Source organism: Pseudomonas sp. 14P5.3.2 (assembly GCF_057799175.1).
This window is the reverse complement of sequence record NZ_JBYOKU010000025.1, coordinates 46,699-65,841: the sequence shown is the minus strand read 5'-3', so window position 1 is coordinate 65,841 and position 19,143 is coordinate 46,699. Positions and strand designations below refer to the sequence as shown.

At 60.1% G+C, this 19,143-nt stretch carries 11 protein-coding genes; 5 read left to right on the top strand and 6 right to left on the bottom strand.

Annotated features, from left to right (window positions below; all coding sequences use genetic code 11):
• Positions 1–25 precede the first annotated feature (25 nt).
• The 3 genes from AC27VU_RS19590 to AC27VU_RS19580 are packed head-to-tail and all read right to left on the bottom strand — an operon-like array spanning position 26 to position 4,826.
• Positions 26–2,428, bottom strand: coding sequence for an aldehyde dehydrogenase family protein (locus tag AC27VU_RS19590; RefSeq protein WP_488724715.1), 2,403 nt, complete (start codon positions 2,426–2,428; stop codon positions 26–28).
• Between the two features lies 1 nt (position 2,429).
• Positions 2,430–3,560 carry a LuxE/PaaK family acyltransferase gene (locus tag AC27VU_RS19585; RefSeq protein ID WP_488724714.1) on the bottom strand — a complete coding sequence of 377 codons (1,131 nt, stop codon included), beginning with the start codon at positions 3,558–3,560 and terminating at the stop codon, positions 2,430–2,432.
• Between the two features lie 9 nt (positions 3,561–3,569).
• The gene (locus AC27VU_RS19580; protein WP_488724728.1) at positions 3,570–4,826 is read right to left on the bottom strand and encodes an MFS transporter; all 1,257 of its coding nucleotides are present in this window, start codon (positions 4,824–4,826) and stop codon (positions 3,570–3,572) included.
• Positions 4,827–5,380: 554 nt separating this feature from the next.
• Between AC27VU_RS19580 and AC27VU_RS19575 the strand changes: the two genes are divergently transcribed.
• Entirely contained in the window at positions 5,381–5,569 is a 189-nt protein-coding gene (locus tag AC27VU_RS19575; protein WP_003224577.1) for a hypothetical protein, read from the top strand.
• Positions 5,570–5,587: 18 nt separating this feature from the next.
• Here AC27VU_RS19575 and AC27VU_RS19570 read toward each other — a convergent pair whose 3' ends face one another.
• Complete coding sequence (locus tag AC27VU_RS19570; RefSeq protein ID WP_045122427.1) at positions 5,588–5,965, bottom strand: fe2+ zn2+ uptake regulation protein; 378 nt, start codon at positions 5,963–5,965, stop codon at positions 5,588–5,590.
• 288 nt (positions 5,966–6,253) lie between these two features.
• Between AC27VU_RS19570 and pvdQ the strand changes: the two genes are divergently transcribed.
• The gene (gene pvdQ, locus AC27VU_RS19565) at positions 6,254–8,599 is read left to right on the top strand and encodes a bifunctional acylase PvdQ (protein ID WP_488724713.1); all 2,346 of its coding nucleotides are present in this window, start codon (positions 6,254–6,256) and stop codon (positions 8,597–8,599) included.
• 172 nt (positions 8,600–8,771) lie between these two features.
• Positions 8,772–11,444 (top strand): YncE family protein, encoded by a 2,673-nt coding sequence (locus tag AC27VU_RS19560; RefSeq protein ID WP_488724712.1) that lies wholly within the window; start codon positions 8,772–8,774, stop codon positions 11,442–11,444.
• A gap of 131 nt (positions 11,445–11,575) precedes the next feature.
• Here the strand turns inward: AC27VU_RS19560 and AC27VU_RS19555 are convergent, their stop codons facing one another.
• Positions 11,576–12,577: a FecR family protein gene (locus AC27VU_RS19555; RefSeq protein WP_488724711.1), complete on the bottom strand. Its 1,002-nt coding sequence runs from the start codon at positions 12,575–12,577 to the stop codon at positions 11,576–11,578.
• Positions 12,578–12,729: 152 nt separating this feature from the next.
• On the opposite strand from AC27VU_RS19555, the gene AC27VU_RS19550 reads away from it, so the two are divergent.
• Positions 12,730–12,999, top strand: a complete 270-nt coding sequence (locus AC27VU_RS19550; RefSeq protein ID WP_103483325.1) for a PepSY domain-containing protein — start codon at positions 12,730–12,732, stop codon at positions 12,997–12,999.
• A gap of 55 nt (positions 13,000–13,054) precedes the next feature.
• Here AC27VU_RS19550 and AC27VU_RS19545 read toward each other — a convergent pair whose 3' ends face one another.
• Positions 13,055–17,857: a dermonecrotic toxin domain-containing protein gene (locus tag AC27VU_RS19545; protein WP_488724710.1), complete on the bottom strand. Its 4,803-nt coding sequence runs from the start codon at positions 17,855–17,857 to the stop codon at positions 13,055–13,057.
• Positions 17,858–18,089: 232 nt separating this feature from the next.
• Between AC27VU_RS19545 and AC27VU_RS19540 the strand changes: the two genes are divergently transcribed.
• Positions 18,090–19,127, top strand: coding sequence for an Ldh family oxidoreductase (locus AC27VU_RS19540; RefSeq protein WP_262141369.1), 1,038 nt, complete (start codon positions 18,090–18,092; stop codon positions 19,125–19,127).
• Positions 19,128–19,143 lie beyond the last annotated feature (16 nt).

Genomic DNA, 19,143 nt, shown 5'->3' with positions numbered 1-19,143 from the left:
GGTGGCCGCGTGCAGGTCTCTGCTGTCAGCGGCGCGTATCAATCACTGTCGGCGTTTTGCCGCTGTGCCTGTTTCGAGCGAACTGCTCAATCGCACATTGCTCGATGTCGACCGTCAGCAATCCGCTTTGCATCAGCGTGGTCAGCGTCAGGTAATTCTGCAGTCGTTGCCGCGCCTGTTCCGGTGCCAGCGGGCAGCGCAGGCGCATGCGTTCCAGGCCATCCGGGCCGTGATCGAGGACCAGTTGAAACGGCGCCTGCAGGTGCTGCGCCAGCGTCGCCAGCGAAATGAAGTCGGTGCCGATGCGCAGCAGCTTGCCGTGGCGTTGCAGCAGTTCGAAGCGCGGCGAAGTCAGGCCGCAGGTGCACGGGCCGGGGAGCCAGCGCCCGCTGTCACCGATGTCATAGCGCTGCACGGACTGGCCCTGACGTGCCCGAGTGGTCACCAGCAAACGCCCGTGTTCGCCATTACTGACTGGCGTGTCCTGATCGAAATCGACGATTTCCAGATGCTGAATCTCGCTCATCAGGTGAAACGCGCCATCTGTCGTGGCCTGGCAGGCATGGCCGATGGGGCCGGCATCGACGCTGCCGTAAATCGCCGAGCGGATCAGGCTCACACCGCAGCTCTGCAGCAATTCGCGGGTTGGCTCACTGAGGTGTTCGCCGCCGAGAAAGACTTTTTCGATGCCGCCATAGCGCCGCAATGTTTGCTGTTCGTTGAGGAACAGCCGGTGCAGGGTGGCGGGCATGCCGATCAGCACGGTGATCTGCTGTTGCTCGATCATCTGCGCGATCTCCCGGTAATCGTCATCCGCTGGCGCGCTCATTGGCCAGTGCCGGGCTTGCAGTTGCTCCAGCACCTTGGCAAAACTGGAGAAGCCGCCGTACAGCCCGCCGCTGAAGAACAGGTTCATCACGCGGTCCCGCGTCGGGGCCAGGCCGGCTGCCAGCAAACCATCGGCGGCGGCACGCATCTGACGCTGGAAATCGTCGTAACTGAAACCCGAAAGCACGGGGGTGCCACTGCTGCCCCCAGAGCGAAAATACAGCTGCGCCTGCGGGTGCGGCGGTCGATCGATGAACGTGTCCTTGTTCATGATCGGCACGCCGGCCAAGGGCGGCGGCGATGGCTGGCGATCCAGCGTGGCGTGGTGCGCCAGTGAATTCGGCGTCAGGCTGACCGACACTCGGCGGCTCAGACGCTGCAAGGCGTAGACGCCGTCATGGGGTTCGCCGTCGTAGCCATCGTGGATGGCGCCGATCGGCACGATGCGGCTAACACCGGCTGCGATCAGTGTCTGCGAAAGCTCGGCGATCTGCGTCTCCGGGCACAGCAGGGCACAGCTTTGCAGCACGTTGCGCCACGGCAGCAACGTAGCGGTCAGCAGCTCGCGGGGCAGGGGCTTGAGCAACAGGCTGCGAAACAGCGCCGACGGTTCGAGCTGGCGGTCATGGCTCCAGATCACGCGCCACCCCGGCGTGCTCCAGACCCGGCCGGTATGCCCGGCAAAACTCTGGGCCAGCCGCGCCATCGCCGTGCAGGTGGTGATTTGCGAAGCCTCTTCAAGCGTCGGTGTGAGGGCCGGCCACTGCCCGGCGCGACGCTCGAACGCGACGGCCAGTTGTACACCGATGTCGCTCAACACCGCTGCATCGTCACTGTCCACCAGCAACCATTGCGGGCTGGAGCAGGCTTGCTGATCGAGGCGGCAGACCTCATCGACGATGGCATCGAGTACGGCGGGCGAGACTGCGTCCGGGGTCAGATAGGCGAAGCTGATGCGGTGCCCCCAGTCGATCCAGCGACAACCTGGCGGCACCTGTTGGCGAATGGCTTGCAGCGCGGTTTCGCCTCCCCAGGCCGCGACGCCGTTGGCGTGCTTGCACAGTTGGCCGATTTGTCCGGTACTCGTCGGCAGGACTGCCACGTGACCGTTGAGTTGCCCGCTCGGGTCGCAGTCGAGAAACGCCTGGAACAAGCGTGCGGTAAAGCCGCCGTCGCTGCTGCTGGGGCGCAGCCAGTTGACGTTACCGCTCAGCAGACTTTCGATTACCGCACAAAATGCCAGCAGCGGCGCATTGGCGGGCGTGATGTGCACCACCAGGCCCAATGGGCTCCAGCGTTCGAAACGCGACTGGCGATAGTCGATGCGGCGCAGAGAGTCGGGTTGCAGGCCGAGCTCGCGATCAAGCTTGGTTTGCAGCGTGGCGGGCTGGCAGAAATCGATCAGGGCCTGGCGTTGTCCGGCATCAAGCGGCAGTTCCGGTTCTTCACGTTGCAGGCGTTTGGCGAATGCCTCGGCAGTTGCGAGCAGCGTGCTGATTTCAAGGGGGGTCTGCAGCCGATTGGGCAGCTCCAGGTGAAGTTGCTGCAAGGCGCTTTCGAGGTTGCAGTCGGTGTGCAGCTTTCCGTTGATCAAGTACATGTCAGTGCCTCCCCAGCAGTTCGGAAGCAGCCATGGCGCAGCTTCTGGCGGCTGCGGTGCCGGCGCGGCCATGCAGGTGGAACCAGTCGCTCGCCAGACCGCAACCGCAGCTTGTTCCAGGATGCAGCGTCGCCAGGTCGCTCATGACCACCGCGTGGGCCGGGCTTGAGGAAATGTAGGGTGAGACCAGACTCAGCAGGCCGGATTGCCCATAGGGCAGAACTGAAAAGTCCACGGGGTTGCGCACGTAAACTTTCGCGTAGACCGGGACGTGAAAGCGATGATGGGCGCATTCGATGTAAGGCACCGCGTGTTCGACGGCGCCATAGCCGTCGCGACAGTCCCGGGTATTGATGCCCAACTGTTGCTGGATGCGCGCGTACAACGCTTGCTTGGGGACTTCTTCGGCGGCACGGGTTTTCCAGCCACCGCCGAAAAATGCCAGGGAGCCTGCCGGCAACTGCATATCCGGCACATCCGTGGCGCGCATGCGTTGCAGGGTCTCCCAGAGAAACGCCGGGAAGCCGAAAATACGCACCGGCAAGCCTTCTTCGGCAAATGCCTGCAGGGCCGCGATCACACCGAACAGATCAAACTGGTGACCGTCGCCGTTACGACGCAAGGCGTAAACCACCCGATTGGCGGGAGCAAAACCGCACAGGAACTGATCGGTAAAGGACGTGCCCAGGGTGTTGGTCTGTTCTGGCTCGTAGCTCAGCAGCAAGTAGTTGCACGGTGCGTGCGGTGTTATCCAGCCGTACTGCGCGAATATCCGCTCGACCATGAACTGCGCTGCGCCGAGGCTGCGGGCGTCATAGCGCATGCGACTCTTCTGCCCGCTGGTGCCGGAAGAGGTCAGTTCCAGAGCGTCCGCGCCAGTCGGGCTGAGCAGCCGGTGTTGCTTGAAGAAATTGGCGAAAATCGGTGGCAGTTGCGACCAGTCGTCCAGCGTGTCGAGATCATCGACATCGATTGAGTGGGCGCTCAGCCAATGGCCGTAGCCAGGCGTATGGCGAGCGTGGAACCGGGTGATTTCGCTCATGGCCTGATTGAACAGACCCGTGGGTACGGAGTCCGGGCAATAGGGCTTCGGCAATGCGCAGAGCGCGTCGCCATGGGGGAATCGAGTCATCGAATATCCTTATTGATGTGCGTTGGGCGCCGCGGGTGTCGCAGGGTTGTGGCGCAGAAGACGGTAGAGCAGGGGCAGGCACAGCAGGCCGCCGAGAGCTGCCCACAGGCAGAAGGATTGCAGGTTGTCGCCGCCGCCAACGATGGCAATGAGCGAACCGCCGATGCCCATCACGGCAATCGACAGCATGCCGATCATGGCCGAGACCAGACCTTTGCCATCGGGGCTGGAGAACAGCGCCAGCCGGTACAGTGCGGCGTTACTCATGCCCAGCCCCAGCGCATACATGGCCAGACCGGCGACGGTCAGTGCCAGGGAAGTCGGACTCAGGGCCGCGCCGATCAGCATCAGCAGTCCGAGACAGAATGGCCACAATGCCAGACCAATCACCCGAACCAGTGTGTGCCCGGTGAGCAATCGATCCAGCAGCAGATTGCCGACGATCACCGCCGAGAACACCGGGATCTGCCACACGCCGTATTCCAGCGCAGACAGCTCCAGCCGCTGCATGAGCAACACCGGCGCCAGACCGATCCAGGCTATCAATGGCAGGCTCATCAGGCCCAACGCCAGACTGCTGCCGACGAATCGGCGATTGCGCAGCAGTGCGAAGTAACCCCGGCGGATTTGCCTGAGCGAGAACGGCGCAGGGGCCTGTTGCTGGCCGTCGCGGCGCGTGACGCCGATCGTTTCCGGCATCCAGGCCAAGAGACCGAGCCAGACAACGGCACTGGCCGCTCCCAGACCGAGAAATATCTGCCGCCAGCTCAGCCATTCCAGCAGCAGGCTGCCGAGCAACGGACCAAGCAGCGGCGACAGCAGCGCCACATTGCCCAGCAGTGCCATGAGCCGCACCGCATCGGCTTCGCAGAATACTTCCTGCAGCGCCGGGTAGCTGACGGCGACGACGAATCCCAGGCCCATGCCTTGTATCAGACGCAGCACATTGAACGCTTCAATGCGCTGCGTCATGACCGCGGCGCTGCACGCCAGGCCAAACAGCGCACAGCCGAGCAATAGCGAGCGACGTCTGCCGTAACGATCAGAGAGCGGGCCGATCAGCCATTGCAGGCACACGCCGCCGATCAGATACAGATTGAACGCATTGGGTACGTGACGGGCATCGGCGTTGAACTCCTCAGTGACCGTCAACATGGCCGGCATGATCATGTCGCTGGCCATGTAGGTGAGCAGTTCAAAAGCGGTAATGGCCAGGCAGAATCCAACTGTCTGCACGGGCGCCATTACGATCAAGGTTCTCTGCATAAACATCCCTGTTCCAGTGAGCGAGAAAGTTTGCAGAGACTAGAGGCAGAGTCGTCGCAGCATCCAATGCTTTGCTGCGACATGAAATTTCAAATACTTACAGCGTATTTAAGTGAATCAATACGCGTGTTGAACAGCCGTGACTGGCCGGTCGGCGTGCCAATAAAAATGCCCGCTGGCGGGCGGGCATGGTTGCTCTGAAAAGACTTTTACTGCTGCTCTTCCGGTGCTTTCAGACACACCGAGATGCGAACAATCCTGTTCTATCGATGGTAATAACCGGGACCTTCCTGGTAGCGATGGTGGTCGTCATGCCAGCCTCCGTGAGGGAAGAAGAAGCAGCCACTCAAGGTCAGGATGGCAAGGAGGGGAATCAGCCAGGTGATTCGACGGAACATTTCAAAATCCTCATGGTTACGCCGTCATGAAGCCAAAACTCTTCATCGGCTGTAACATGTGACCGCGTTCGTCCCGGCCCATCCCCGCAACACGGTATGTGCATGGCATGCAGCCGGATACAAACCGGATACATTTGAAAGTTTCAGGAACCCGCAATGACTCAGAAGCAACGTTTGAAATACTCGATCCTGATCGCCCTGTCGGTGCTGGCGATCATGCTCGGCCTGTCCTGGCTACAGAACGCCGGGATGATCAGTCAGAAGATGTTCCAGTACATCGCCATCGGTGTGGCGGTGGTCGTGGTGGTGATCAACGCGGTGATGCGCCGCAAGGTCAAACCCTGACGGCGATCGCGGGACGCTTCAATCGTGATTGAGCACGGCAGCAGCCTGTGGATGCAGGCTGTAACTCTTGTCCGGGTTGAAGGTGACCACGCCTTCGGCACACAGACGCTTCAACACTTCGCGCACGCTGAGGAAGGACAACGGAATATCCAGGTCCAGCAACTGGCTGTGCACGCCGCGCACACCAAGGCGCCGTTCGCTTTGCGCGGCGACCAGCAAGGCGTCGATGACTTTCAGGCGAATCAGGCTGGTGCGCAGACCGAAGCTTTTGAGCAGCAGGCGAATGCGCTCATTGCCTTGTCGCTCGGGGCTGGGTGCGAAACTGCTCGCGCGGGGACTCATGGAAGCTCCTTGTGACGCCTGGCTACCGTCCGTTGGTAGTTGCGAGTTGTACATGGGATTACTCCTTTCAGAGCCTGGTCAGGAAACGTTTTGGCTGCTCTCAGTAAACAAGACGTTTCAGCACGACAAATCATGAAAGAAAATATGTAGAAATTTTGTCGCTTATTCGTTGTTTTCCCGTCATCGCCGGCCGGTCGCTTGGGCAAACAGGCTAAATATTTTTTTACCGTATTCGTTTCCTGAACAGCCATCTTGCGCCCGGGCGCAGGAATCAACTTCAGACCGGGTCTGACGCTCGCGCAACGCAGGCGTCGATTCGTGTCCCATCGATCAGGAGCGAGTGTGATTATTTCCAGGCAGTTAACCGGGCTGGCCCTCGCCGGCGCGTTTCTCGGACTCAGTCTGTCGGCCCATGCGTTAAGTCCCGCCACACAAACCCATGCTGATATTCGCCGCACCTCATTTGGCGTGCCGCACATTCGCGCGGAAAACGAGCGCGGACTCGGGTTCGGCATCGGTTACGCCTATGCGCAGGACAACCTGTGCCTGCTGGCCAACGAGATTGTCACGGTCAATGGCCAGCGCTCGCGCTATTTCGGGCCGGATCAGTTCACCGTCGAACAACGCGAAAATCGCGTCAGCGACCTGTTCTTCACCTGGCTCAACACCCCCGCAGCGGTGAAGGCCTTCTGGGACGCGCAGCCTGCTCAGGTGCGCGATCTGGTGGAAGGTTATGCCGCAGGCTACAACCGCTATCTGGCCGAGCGCCGCCAGCAAGGCCTGCCGCAGCAGTGCCAGGGGGAGTGGGTGCGTGATATCGCCGCCGAGGATCTGGTGAAGCTCACCCGCCGCTTGCTGGTTGAAGGCGGGGTCGGGCAGTTCGCCGAAGCACTGGCCGGTGCGACGCCGCCGCAAGCCACGGCACAGGTCGGTAGCCATGCGCAGGCTTATCAGTTGGCGGACGCGCGCATGCAGCGCTTCGCCCTGGATCGCGGCAGCAACGCCGTGGCGGTCGGCAGCGAGCGTTCGTTCAACGGGCGCGGCATGCTCCTGGCCAACCCGCATTTTCCGTGGGTCGGCGGCATGCGCTTTTACCAGATGCACCTGACCATCCCCGGCAAACTCGACGTGATGGGCGCCGCCTTGCCGGGGCTGCCGGTGATCAACATCGGTTTCAACCAGCATCTGGCCTGGACCCACACGGTGGATTCGTCGAAGCACTTCACCCTGTATCGCCTGCAACTCGATCCCAAAGATCCGACGCGCTACCTGCTCGATGGCAAATCGCTGCCGCTGAGCAAGCAGACGGTGACCGTGCAGATCAAACAGGCGGACGGGCAGGTGGTGCCGGTTTCGCGCGATGTCTACAGCTCGCAGTTTGGCCCGATCGTGCAATGGCCGGGCAAGCTCGACTGGGACCATCAGTACGCTTACAGCCTGCGCGACGCCAACCTGGAAAATGATCGCGTGCTGACGCAGTGGTACGCGATGAATCAGGCGTCGAGCCTCAAGGATCTGCAGGATTCGGTGCACAAGATCCAGGGCATCCCGTGGGTCAACACCCTGGCCGTGGATGACAAGGGGCAGACGCTGTACATGAACCTGTCGGTGGTGCCGAACGTCAGCGCCGACAAACTGGCCAAGTGCAGCGACCCGCGCATCGGATTGCAGATGATCGTGCTGGATGGCGCCAACAGCGCCTGCGCATGGGATATCGATCCGCAAGCCGCGCAGAAGGGCATTTATGCCGCCAGCCAGTTACCGCAACTGTTGCGCAAGGACTTCGTCCAGCACTCCAACGATTCCGCGTGGCTGGCGAACCCGGCACAACCACTGACCGGGTTCTCGCCGCTGATCAGCCAGGACGGTCAGCCACTGGGGCTGCGTTCGCGGTTCGCACTGGAGCGCCTGAGCACGCTGGGTAAAAAAGGCCCGGTGGCGGTGAAGGATCTGCAACAGATGGTGATGGATGACAACGTCTATCTGGCGACTCAGGTGCTGCCCGATCTGCTGAAATTCTGCGCTGCGGATCTTGGTGCGGACGCGGCTTCGTTGAAGCCGGTTTGCGTCAGCCTCAAGGGCTGGGATGGCCGGGCGAATCTGGATTCGGGTATCGGCCTGGTCCATTTCCAGAACATCATGCAAACCCTGCAAAAGTCGCCGGATGTCTGGCGCGTGGCGTTCGATCCGAAAGACCCGCAACACACCCCGCGCGGGTTGGCGATCGAGCAACCGGCGGTGAGCAAGGCATTGCGTGAAGCAATGCAGGCATCGCTGCAAACCACCACGAAAATGGGCCTGAAAGCGGACACCCGCTGGGGCGACATTCAGGTGGTGAGCAGCGGCGGTCAGCAAACCGCGATTCACGGCGGGCCGGGTACGCTGGGGATCTACAACGCGATTCAGAGTGTGCCGCGTGAAGACGGCAAACTCGAAGTGGTCAGCGGCACCAGCTACCTGCAAGTGGTAACCTTCGACGACAAAGGCCCGCACGCTCAGGGGCTGCTGGCGTTCTCGCTGTCCAGTGACCCAGAGTCGAAATACTCCCGGGACCAGACCGAGGCCTTCTCGAAGAAACAGTGGAGCGTGTTGCCGTTTACCGAGCAGCAGATCACGGCTGATCCGCAGTATCAGGTGCAGACCGTGCGTGATGCTGCCGGCAAGAGTGCCGAGGTGGTTGCGCAGTAAGTCATCCTGAACGAAAAAGCCGCTGTTTCCAGGGATGGGTCAGCGGCTTTTTTGTGAAGGACATCACTGCCATTCGTCGAAAACCTGATAGCACCTGTCAGATCTGACAGGTGCGCAGTCCGCAAAAAAGCGCTCTGATGAGACGGATCTTCTTTCTACAGGAGCTTCGTCCATGGCCACATCTCATTCCTCCGGCAAGACCGCTGGTCAATTCGAACCACTGAGAATCAAGGGGCAGACCAAGCCAGTCATCGGAGCGGAAATTGGCGTGCCGCTGGCCGCACTTGAACGTGTAGCCGATGGAGAGGTCGCTTATGTCGAGGTAGATCCGCCGTCAGGAGGCGATCCCTGGGAGGTGAACGACATCGTTCTGCTGCGGCTTGAGGGCGAAGCCGAAGTCCTCGACCGCGAGCCTGTACGCGATCCCGATAAGGTGCTGACCCTGCGCATTCCCGAGGAGCGTTTACATCCGGACAAGGTCCACGGTTTGTCTTGTGAGGTCATTCGTGGCAGCGACAGCATCGGTACATCCGAACCGCTGGCGGCTCTTTACAACCGAATCCGCCCCGGTGGGAAGGATCTGTCGACCGTGCCCGGTGGCCACTCCGAGCTGCAGTTGTTGCTGCCCGACTCGATAAAGAATGGGGTCGGCCCCGACTTTGCCAGTGCCGAGATCTGCGTCGCCTACCCGTATTGCCGGGCCTACGATCGCATCAGACTGAAGTGTAACGACGAAGTCCTCGAGGTCGATGTTGGCCCGCATCAAGCGCCTCAACCGCCGAATCCCGGTTCTGAAGTGCCGATCACGTTCTGTTTCACAGTGGAGCGCATCTACCTCGACCACGCGAGGCAAGAGGATCACAAGCTGAATTTTTCCTTCACTGTTACTGACCAGCTCGGCAACGGTCCGGATACTGAAGCACCATGCTCGCCGGTCGTGACTGTGGAGGAGGATCTGGATGGTTTGCGTCTACCGATGGCGATCCTGCTGGAAAGAATGGAAGACCTGCCCGAGGATGACGCCAGCATCATCGAGTTGGTGAAACTGGCGGGCCAACCGCTGCTGCTGATCATCGTAACCACGGACACGCGCTTCGTCGTAGGCTACGGCGTTGTAGCGACCTACACCGCGAAATTGCCCGGCCAGCCGGACGTTGTCGTGGACGTCCGCGGCACAGTGGAGGTCGACGAGTCCGAAGAAAAGCTACTTTGCATTCTCGAAGTACCCAACGCCAAGGTGATTGCCGACAGCAGCGTGACGGTGACCTATGAGTTGCGTAAGCCTGATGGCGAACTGGTCGGTGTGTCCAGACCGGCCTCAGCGCAAGTGATCGGAGGAACAACGGATAAATTGCTGCCACCGTTTCTGGTGCCGGCGGTCGAGCCGATCGACCGATTGGCGTCCCCGGACGGGGTGACCGCGTGGCTGTTGCAAGTGAAAGACAAGCCGGTGTGGCTGGAATATGTGGGCAGGGACAAGGACGACAAAGAGGTCATTCATCGAGATCGCGCCGGTGAGCCAAATTATTCGGCAGACGGTTTCAGCCGTGTGCTGCCACTGGCCTGGCTGAAGACGTTGAAGGATGGCAGTTCGTTGCGGATCGTGTTCAAGGTGAATCTGGACGGGGTGGCGAACAGTGCGACGGCGACGGTTTTTCCGGTGCGGGTATATACGGTTAAAACGGCTGGGAACGAAAAGCCGGTTATCAGCGATGTGGAAGCTGGAGGGGTTTCCATTCCACCTGGGGGAAGTACGGCGGCCGTACGCGTCAAAGTAATCGGCACAGGGGCTGCGCTGAAACAGGTGCAAATTCTGGATGGCGGGAGCGTGATAGCCACGGCTGATGTTTCTGACGCGGGAGTCTGGAGTGAATTCGTGACCCTGGCACTGGGCGAGCATTCTTTGACTGCGAAGGCGTTGTATGGGGAGGGGGAGGTTTCGGAGCCGCCACGTACGCTTGATATCGTATCTATCCCCGTCGGGATGATTAATATTGGTAGTAATTTAGGTTCTGTTGCTATCAGTCCGGATGGTACACGCGCCTACGTAGGTCATAACGGGGGCGGGTCGGTATCAGTTGTCGATCTTACTAAACAGACAGTTATCAAGAGTATTAACGTAGGAAAAGCTCCTGGCGGGGTGGCTGTCAGCCCTGACGGCAGTGTCCTCTATGTATGCAATTACAACAGCGGCAATATGTCTATCATCGATACCGAAATGTTTACGGTACAGACCATTGTGGTTGGAAGTCAGCCTAGTGGTATTTCGCTCAGTCCAGACGGGAAGCTTGCATACATTTCAACTCATGCGTCTAACTTTATTACAGTGGTTGATACAAAGCTTCTGCATATAGTCAACTCAATACGAATTACGGGCGGGTTTAATGATTTCGCTATAAGCTCGGATGAAACGCGTGCTTTTTTGAGCGATTATTACGGTGGTGGAGTGAAAGTCATCGATCTAGTGAACTCGAGGGAGATTAAGAAAATTTTGGTAACTGGCGGCCCAGGGGGGCTTGCAATAAGCAAGGATGGGGAATTTCTATTTGTCGGTACCCACGCTATGGTCCTGGTTTTTGATGTGAAGAAATTAGTGGAGGTTAAACGTATTGATCCGGGTACTCAATATTTGGGCCGCAAAGCGGTAGCAAGTCCTGATGGGAAGTTTGTGTACATACTCGATGCCGCTGCTCTTCAAGTCGTTAATGCGCAAAATAAAAATTTTGTTCGTCGCATTTCTTTAAGCGGGGGAACGCCTGTTTCATTCGCTATAAGTCCTGATACCTCCAGAGCGGTTGTCACCTTTCAGAGTGGAGGCATTGAGGTCGTTGTGATTGGTTATTAGCTATTTTGGAATTTAGGTCAATTATGCAGGTTGAGTCATTTTATATGCTGCTTGCATTTCATGAGTACTTGATTGGATAGCTCTATGTAAATCCACATTCAGCTATTTTTTCCATATCCTACAAGCGCAACTCAGCTTTTCGGCGGGTTTCGTGGCATCGAGTTGATCACCGGATCACCCTCGGTGTTGCGCGTCAGGTACACCGGCAGCACTTTGGGCAGGGTGTTGACGAGGCCGCTCAGTTCTTTGATGTTGTAGACGCCGCCGACGCGGATCGCGCCGGTGTTGGCGTCAGCCAGTTTCAGCGGTTTGTTCAGGTAGCGATTGATCAGCGGCAAGGCGTCGTTCAGTGCCAGGTTGTCGAGGACCAGTTTGCCGCTGCGCCAGGCCAGTGAACTGTCATTGTCGTAGGTCTGGCTGATCTGTGGCGTGTAGTCGCCATGCCGGTACTGCGCCTGCATCGACGGGCCGAGGCGCAGGCCGTCGCCGGGCAATGCCGTGTTACTGGTGACCAGTACCGAGCCTTCGATCAGGTTGACCCGCACCTGATCTTCATAGAGCCAGACATTGAAGCGGGTACCGGTCACGCGGATCTTGCCTTCGGCGGCTCGGACCACGAACGGGTGGCTGAGGTCGTGGCTGACTTCGAAAAACGCTTCGCCCTTTTTCAGCGTGACCCGGCGCTCATCCTTGTAGTTGCTGAAGGTCAGTTCGGTGTTGAGGTTGAGCTCGACCTGACTGCCGTCCTTCAAGGTGACCTGATGAACATTGTCGCTGGCTTCGAAGTGCTGATAGCTGTTGGGCAGCCAGCCGAGGTTCCAGCCGCTGTAGGCGGCCAGCGGTAATGCGAAGGCGCAGACGCTGGCGGCGATGGCATAGCGACGCCAGGCCGGGACCGGTTTGTTCAGCGGCACACTCGGGGGCGGCTGCGGACGCGGCAAGTGTTCGGCAACGTCCCAGATTTCCAGCATGGCTTCATATTCGAACGCATGCAGCGGATGAGCATCGCGCCATTGCTCGAAAGCCAGACGCTCCTCGGCGGAGCAGTCGGCAGCGTGCAGACGCATGCACCAGTGCGCGGCGGCATCGGTGATCGCATCGTATTCGGCTTCCGAGAGGGATTCTTGGGTCATTGACTCGTCCTGATTTGCTGCATTCTAACCTTGCGGGCAACGCGCCGAGAACATCCATCATGGCAATTGCCCATCAAAGTGGAACTTATTTTTCCGTCAGACGCCCAAAAACAGGACATCCGACGAACATCATCCACAAATGGAGTGAAAAAATGATCAAAAAAACCTTTGCCGCTGTTGTTGCCACTGCTGCCTTGTTCAGTGCCGGTGCCGCGATGGCCGATCGTCCCGGTGCGGGCTGGGTCACCATCGAAAAGGCGATCGAGATCGTGAAGACCAAGGCCGGTTACGTCGAAGTCTATGAGATCGAAGCAGATAACGATGGCTACTGGAAAGGTGAGGGCCGCAAGGCGGATGGCTCTGTTTATGAATTCCGTATCGATGGCGCGTCGGGCAACGTACTGCGCGATCAGAAAGACTGATTTCCACGGTCAATAAACCATGCGCAGGCTGCACAGGCCTGCGCATTTTTCATTTTCAGGGCACGCTGCCGGGGCTGGCGACCGGGTCGAGTTGCCGTCCTATCTCGCAAATCAGAAAGGCGATCGAATCGGCGTTGCGCAAGATCGTGTCGATGCGCGGGTGCGGGTTCGCCGGGTCGAGGAATGCCGTTCGCGCCTCCTCTATGGTGGGGCTGCGCGTGACCTTGAGAATTTCCTTGCCGACATGCGCAAGGCCCGGGATTTCATCCAGGCTGAGCCACTCCTGAAATTCGTCACTCCAGCGCGAGAACAGCTCTTCGCGCGGCGTGCCCAGTGACAAGGCCTCGCGCTGGAATTGGGTCTGGTTGTGCTTCATGGCCGCGCCGTAGCCGGTCACCGTGGAAATCAGGTCAACGAACGGGCGCCGGGCCTCAAGACTGGCGATGTCCACGGCCTTGTTGGCCTGATGGGCCAGTTCATGGATCAACGTCGAAGCCCGTGCATGCCCTTCGACATTGAACGGCTCAGTCAGGCCGACCTTGTACCAGTCCAGATCCTGATGGAAAAACTTCTCGGTGAAATGCACTTGCTTGCGCGAGTCGTCATCCAGCACAAAAGCAATCAGCCCGGTATTGCGATAGCGGTTTGAGCCGACGACAAAACGATCACCGTCCAGCAGATCCTCGGTGGGGTCCACCAACGCCTTGCAGACCGGAACGATGGCCTGTTTGAGCTTGTCGAGAATGGCGGTATCGATCTGTTGCGCATCGAAGAACGACTTGAGGAACGTATCCAGGCGAGTGCCGCTGCCCTGGTGCCTTTGCTGCGCCAGATTGTGCAGGCAGTTGAACGCGTAGAACCGTGCCAGATCCACGGCCTCGGTGAGCATGCGCGCCTTGTCCGGGTGGCGGGCGCGGATCTGTTCCATGCCCTGAGCCTCGATGTTCAGCCAGATCCGGCGTTCGCGATCGTTGGCGTAGCGGTTGTACATTTTCGACATGGCCTTGCCCAGATGCACCGTATGTCGATCCGGGTCCAGCACCAGTTTGCCTGACGTGGTGTGTTGCAGCACCGGGCCTGGCTGTTCCGCGCCCTTGATTTGCCAGACCGCGCCCGGCTTCTCCACGGGATAGACTTTTCCGGCCACAGGCGCATAGGTCTGCCGCGTCGCAAGATCGGTATAGGTGCCGTTCGCCGCCACCGGCGTCAGGTCTTTGAGCGCAACCTCCGTTGCCTCGAAGGGTTGCAGCGAAGTGCGTAGCGGGTCAGTGGTGTGGATGTGTTGCAGATCCGGCGCACCGAGCACGCTGGGCTGTGGAGCCGACGGCGTCAGCGTCCGGGCCTCGAGGGTCGACTCCAGTGACAGGCGCCCGAGGGAAACCATCTGCACTGTGCCAGCGATGAACGCCTCGAGTGCAAGCTTCCAGTGGTGATCCTGCAACGCCTCGGCCGAGGTCATGAAGTCCTTGAAGCTTTGCCAGAGAAACTGCACATAGGCCAGTTTGCCCGGCAGCAGGCCCCAGATCAGTTTGATCCCCTTGCTGAACAGGTTTTTCGCCGCCTCCCAGTCCTCCTGCGCCGAAGGCTGGGCGTGGCTGGCGAGCAATTTGGGCAGCAACGCGAGATTGTCGCTGAACAGCTGCCGCAGCAGGTTGCCCTGAATCGGATTCGACGCCAGAGTCATTTCACTGGTCTGGCCGACACTGCTGCTGAATAACGCCTTGAAGATCGACTGCTGAGCCTGCGGCAAACGCCGTAACAACAGGTCTTGCAGGGCGCCCGGAATGTTCAGTGCGGCGATCAGCGCGGCTTCGTTCTCGAACTCGCTGAAGGCCTGTTCACCGTGATACGGCGTATAGAGCACCAACGGTCCGACATGGCCGGCGCCCGGGCCGACCAGGTACATGCCCAGGGCTTTGACCGCCGCCGCGCCGCCGGTTTTGATCAGCTCCAGCGGGCGGATCAGCGCATGGGCACCTTGCACCGTGGCGCGGGCGATGGCGTCCGGCATGTCGAGCACTTGGGCGATCAGCCCGTAGGCGGCAGCAGACAGACGCTGCTGCAGTTTCAACTGATGGGCATGTTGCAGCAGTTGCCACGGTAATTGGCGCAGAAAACGCTGTTGGCGCTGTTCGGCCTCGGTGTCGGTGGTGGACAGGGCGGTCGTGATCTTGCCGGCGAATGTCGTGGAAATCTCCAGGGACAGCAATAGGCTCCTGACTGCCTGACGGTCGAGGCCAGTCGGCAGCGCAGCGGTGGTGTTCGACGCCACGGTAAACGCGATGTGCTGGGCGATGTGGCTGTAGTTCAAGGCGAAATCGGTGAGGCTCATGTTTGGGCCGGCCAGGGTCAGGGCTGGGATGATCCGCACTTGCTCGGGATCGAGGTTGTGCGCCTGGAACCGGGCGCCCAGCAGGGTGGTGAGGGTCTGCTGAATGTGCCCGCGCACGGTCGGCAAGGCATGCAGGTAATCCTTGTCATCGCTGACGCTGGCGCGCCATTGCTCCAGCAGCTCCAGGTGCAACTGCTGCTCCTCAAGTGAGGCCATGCCCAGCCAGCCGGGCAGGGAGTGCCGCTCGCCGAGCGCCCGGGCCAACGCACTGGCCCGCTCCAGATTGGTGTTGATCGGGATCTCGGCCAGGGATTTCAGCGCCTGCTCCTGCTTGAGCGCGGACAACTTCAGTTGACGGAGCCGATCACAGCGCTCGAGAAACTGCTTGATCGCCGTTTGCACGCGATCCTGCAGGACGTTATCGGTAATCAGGTGCAAAGGGCCGAGGCGATAGTCCTGATGCAAACCCTCATGCAGCGGCGAGAGGTTTTCCAGCAGTACCTGACGTTTTTCCGGATTGCGCAAGCGCCGGTCCAGGGCCTTGCGGGCACTGTCGACGGAGCTGAAGGCTTCCAGGCCCATCGCCGGCGTCCACAGCACCGCAATTCCCGAGTGTTGTTCATCGAGGCCGCCGCGTTCCGTCAGCAGAACGCAGCTGGCCAATGGCAGCGCCTCTGTCTGGCCACTGCCGAACAAAGTCAGCGACCAGGCATCGGGGCGGAAACCATTGAGTCCGCGGCGCTGGGCGCGATCCGCCAGGGCGGGGTCGAACACGGTGTCGACGATGGCCTGGACCTGGCGATTCAGGCTGCCGTCGAGTACGCGCAAGCGTGCCTCACCACAGACACCGACGAACAGCGTGTGCGCAAACTGCTGCATGAGCTGTTGCAGATAGCGGCGTTGCAGGACTTGCGAGCCAATTGGCTGCGCGGCGAAACGGCTGCTGATTGACGGCAGGATACTGGCGAATTTCCTGACTTCGGCTGCAGCAGCGTCGGCCAGCAGCATTGAGGGTAACTGGCTGCCGCCGAGCACTGGCCGGGTGCTCCAGCGCCCACGGGTATCGAGGGCCAGCAAGCGATCATGGATCATCGAGCGGATGTCCAGCGCCTTGTCGAACAGCGCGGGAATGTTCACCGCGTCGTCGCTGTGGCGGAACACCTGCAAGGCATATTCGATGTTCTGTCGCTGCTTGGTGATGATGCCTTCGAACAGCACGCTGAAGATGTCGCCGGCGATCATTTCGCCGGACACATGGGGTTTGTCGAAGCCGAGGAAACGCTGGCGCTCCTCCAGGTTAAGCAAGCCATAGAGCTCGTCTTCGTGCCCGGTACTGGCGAATTTGGCGAGCAAGGTGTCCTTGAGATCGCCGTAGTCCTTGAGGATCTGCAAGCCATGGGACGGGGTGTAAAGGCAGGCATCGGTGTGGCTGATCATCAGCGAGCCGGCCAGTTCGACGAAGTTGGCCTGGTATTCCCACAGACGCACCGTTTCCAGGGTGGCACGCCGCCCGGGGTGCTCGTTGGCCTCGATCCAGGTCAGCAAACTGTCGAATTTTTCGGCCTCGATGATCCCGGCTTCGCGTTTGAGCAGAATGTCGGCCAGGGCCTGTTGCCGGATCGTTTGACTGAACAGGCTGCGGCGCGGCATGCCGTCTGCGCAAGCGTCATTCCAGTATTGCTCAAGGTGTTGATAGAGCAGCACCAGCAGTTTGCCGGAGACGGTTTTGACCGCCTGTTCCCAATGCGTCTGATCGCTGGCCAGCGCAGGTCGGCGCGGGTTGGAAAACCTGTGCGTCTGGCCCTGCGCCCAGCCGGGGTGACGATAGTGCCGGAGCACCGCGTTGGCCAGTGACAAGGTGTCGAGCCGGTGTCCCTGATCACCGGGAGCGGCGCCGGCGTAGAAGCTGACCTGTGTTTGTGCTTGATCCGCGCCGGGCATCCGGGGGCTCAGTTGCTGGTCGAGAAGCGTTTCAAGCAAGGTTCCCAAGCCAGGCAGATTCAGCAGTTCATGGAGCAAGGACTGGGCGTTGAGCTGCTGACAGTGCTCGATGGCGCTCCGTTGCTCGTCGAATATGTCGCCCTCGATGAGCTGGTAATTCACGCTGATACGGCCTTTCTCCAGCAGGCGCTTGCGCTGTGACACGGCCAGAAATGCCAGCAATCGATCCGCTTCGTCGGCCTGATTGACTCGCTGTTCAAGGTGTTCGGTCACGGCGCGGAAGGTGTCGAATTTCTTCAGGCCGTCGAACGGCGTGTACAACATGAAGCCGCGATCCTCCGGCGTGGGGCTGAGAATGAAACTGCCGGCCAGGGTTACGCTGGGCGGGTCTTCGCTGTCGAGCAGGATGCGGTGAGCCAGCATCGGCGGGGTTTGCTGGTTGCGTAACAGATGGGTCGAGAGTTGCGCGTGCGTCAGCCACCGGAAATCCTGCGACGACAGCCCATGGGCAGTGCCCAGCGCAGGCCACAGTCCAGGTGAATCCAAAAAAGAGCAGAACAGCAGCGGGGGAGCAGGTACGGGCATCATCGCGTCTCGATCAGGGCACCCTTGGGGGCACCGGTGAATTGAGACGCCAGCCTAAAAGCCGAACGGGTGACTAAGGTGGTACATAGTTACCGCACAGGCGACATGCAAATGTGGTGGCTGCGTCGCGCTGCACCGCAATGGTTGACAGCACCCGTACCGGACGTGGTTAATCGGTGAGCAAGCTGTTCGTACGCTGTTGTTCCCTCCAATAATTAGTCTGGAGCTTCAGATGTCTGCGCCACACGAATCCGTGTCTTCTCCTGCGTCCACGCTCTCGCTCGAAGCGCTGACGCATCTGCTTGAAAAGATTTTTCTGCGCCATGGGACGTCGGCGTCCGTCGCCCGCACCCTGGCTGCCAACTGCGCCAGTGCCGAACGCGACGGTGCGCACAGTCATGGCGTGTTCCGCATTCCCGGCTATGTCTCGACGCTCAACAGCGGTTGGGTCAATGGCCAGGCGGTGCCGCAAGTCGAAGACGTTGCCCCCGGTTTTGTGCGGGTCGATGCCGGCAACGGTTTCGCCCAGCCAGCGCTGGCCGCCGCTCGGCCGCTGCTGGTGGAAAAGGCGCGCAATGCCGGGATCGCGGTGTTGGCGATTCGTAATTCCCACCACTTTGCGGCGCTGTGGCCGGATGTCGAGCCTTTCGCGGATGAGGGGCTGGTGGCGCTCAGCGTGGTCAACAGCATGACCTGCGTGGTGCCGCATGGCGCCGACCGGCCGCTGTTCGGCACCAATCCGATTGCCTTCGCTGCGCCCCGGGCCGGTGGCGCGCCGATTGTTTTCGATCTGGCGACCAGCGCTATCGCTCATGGCGACGTACAGATTGCGGCGCGCAAGGGTGAACGGTTGCCTGCCGGGATGGGCGTGGACAGTCTCGGTCAGGCGACCCAGGATCCGAAAGCGATTCTTGAGGGGGGCGCACTATTGCCGTTTGGCGGCCACAAAGGTTCGGCGCTGTCGATGATGGTCGAGTTGCTGGCGGCTGCGTTGACGGGCGGCAATTTTTCCTTCGAGTTCGACTGGTCGAACCATCCCGGCGCCAAGACCCCGTGGACTGGGCAGCTGCTGATCGTCATCGATCCGAGCAAATCCGCCGGACAGAGTTTTGCCGAGCGCAGTCAGGAGCTGGTGCGGCAGATGCATGGGGTAGGGTTGAAGCGCTTGCCGGGTGATCGTCGGCATTTGCAGCGCGCACGGTCGCTGGCGGAAGGGATTGTGCTGGATGAGCAGACGCTGGGGCAGTTGCGGGAGTTGGCCGGGGAATAATTGTCAGATAACCAAT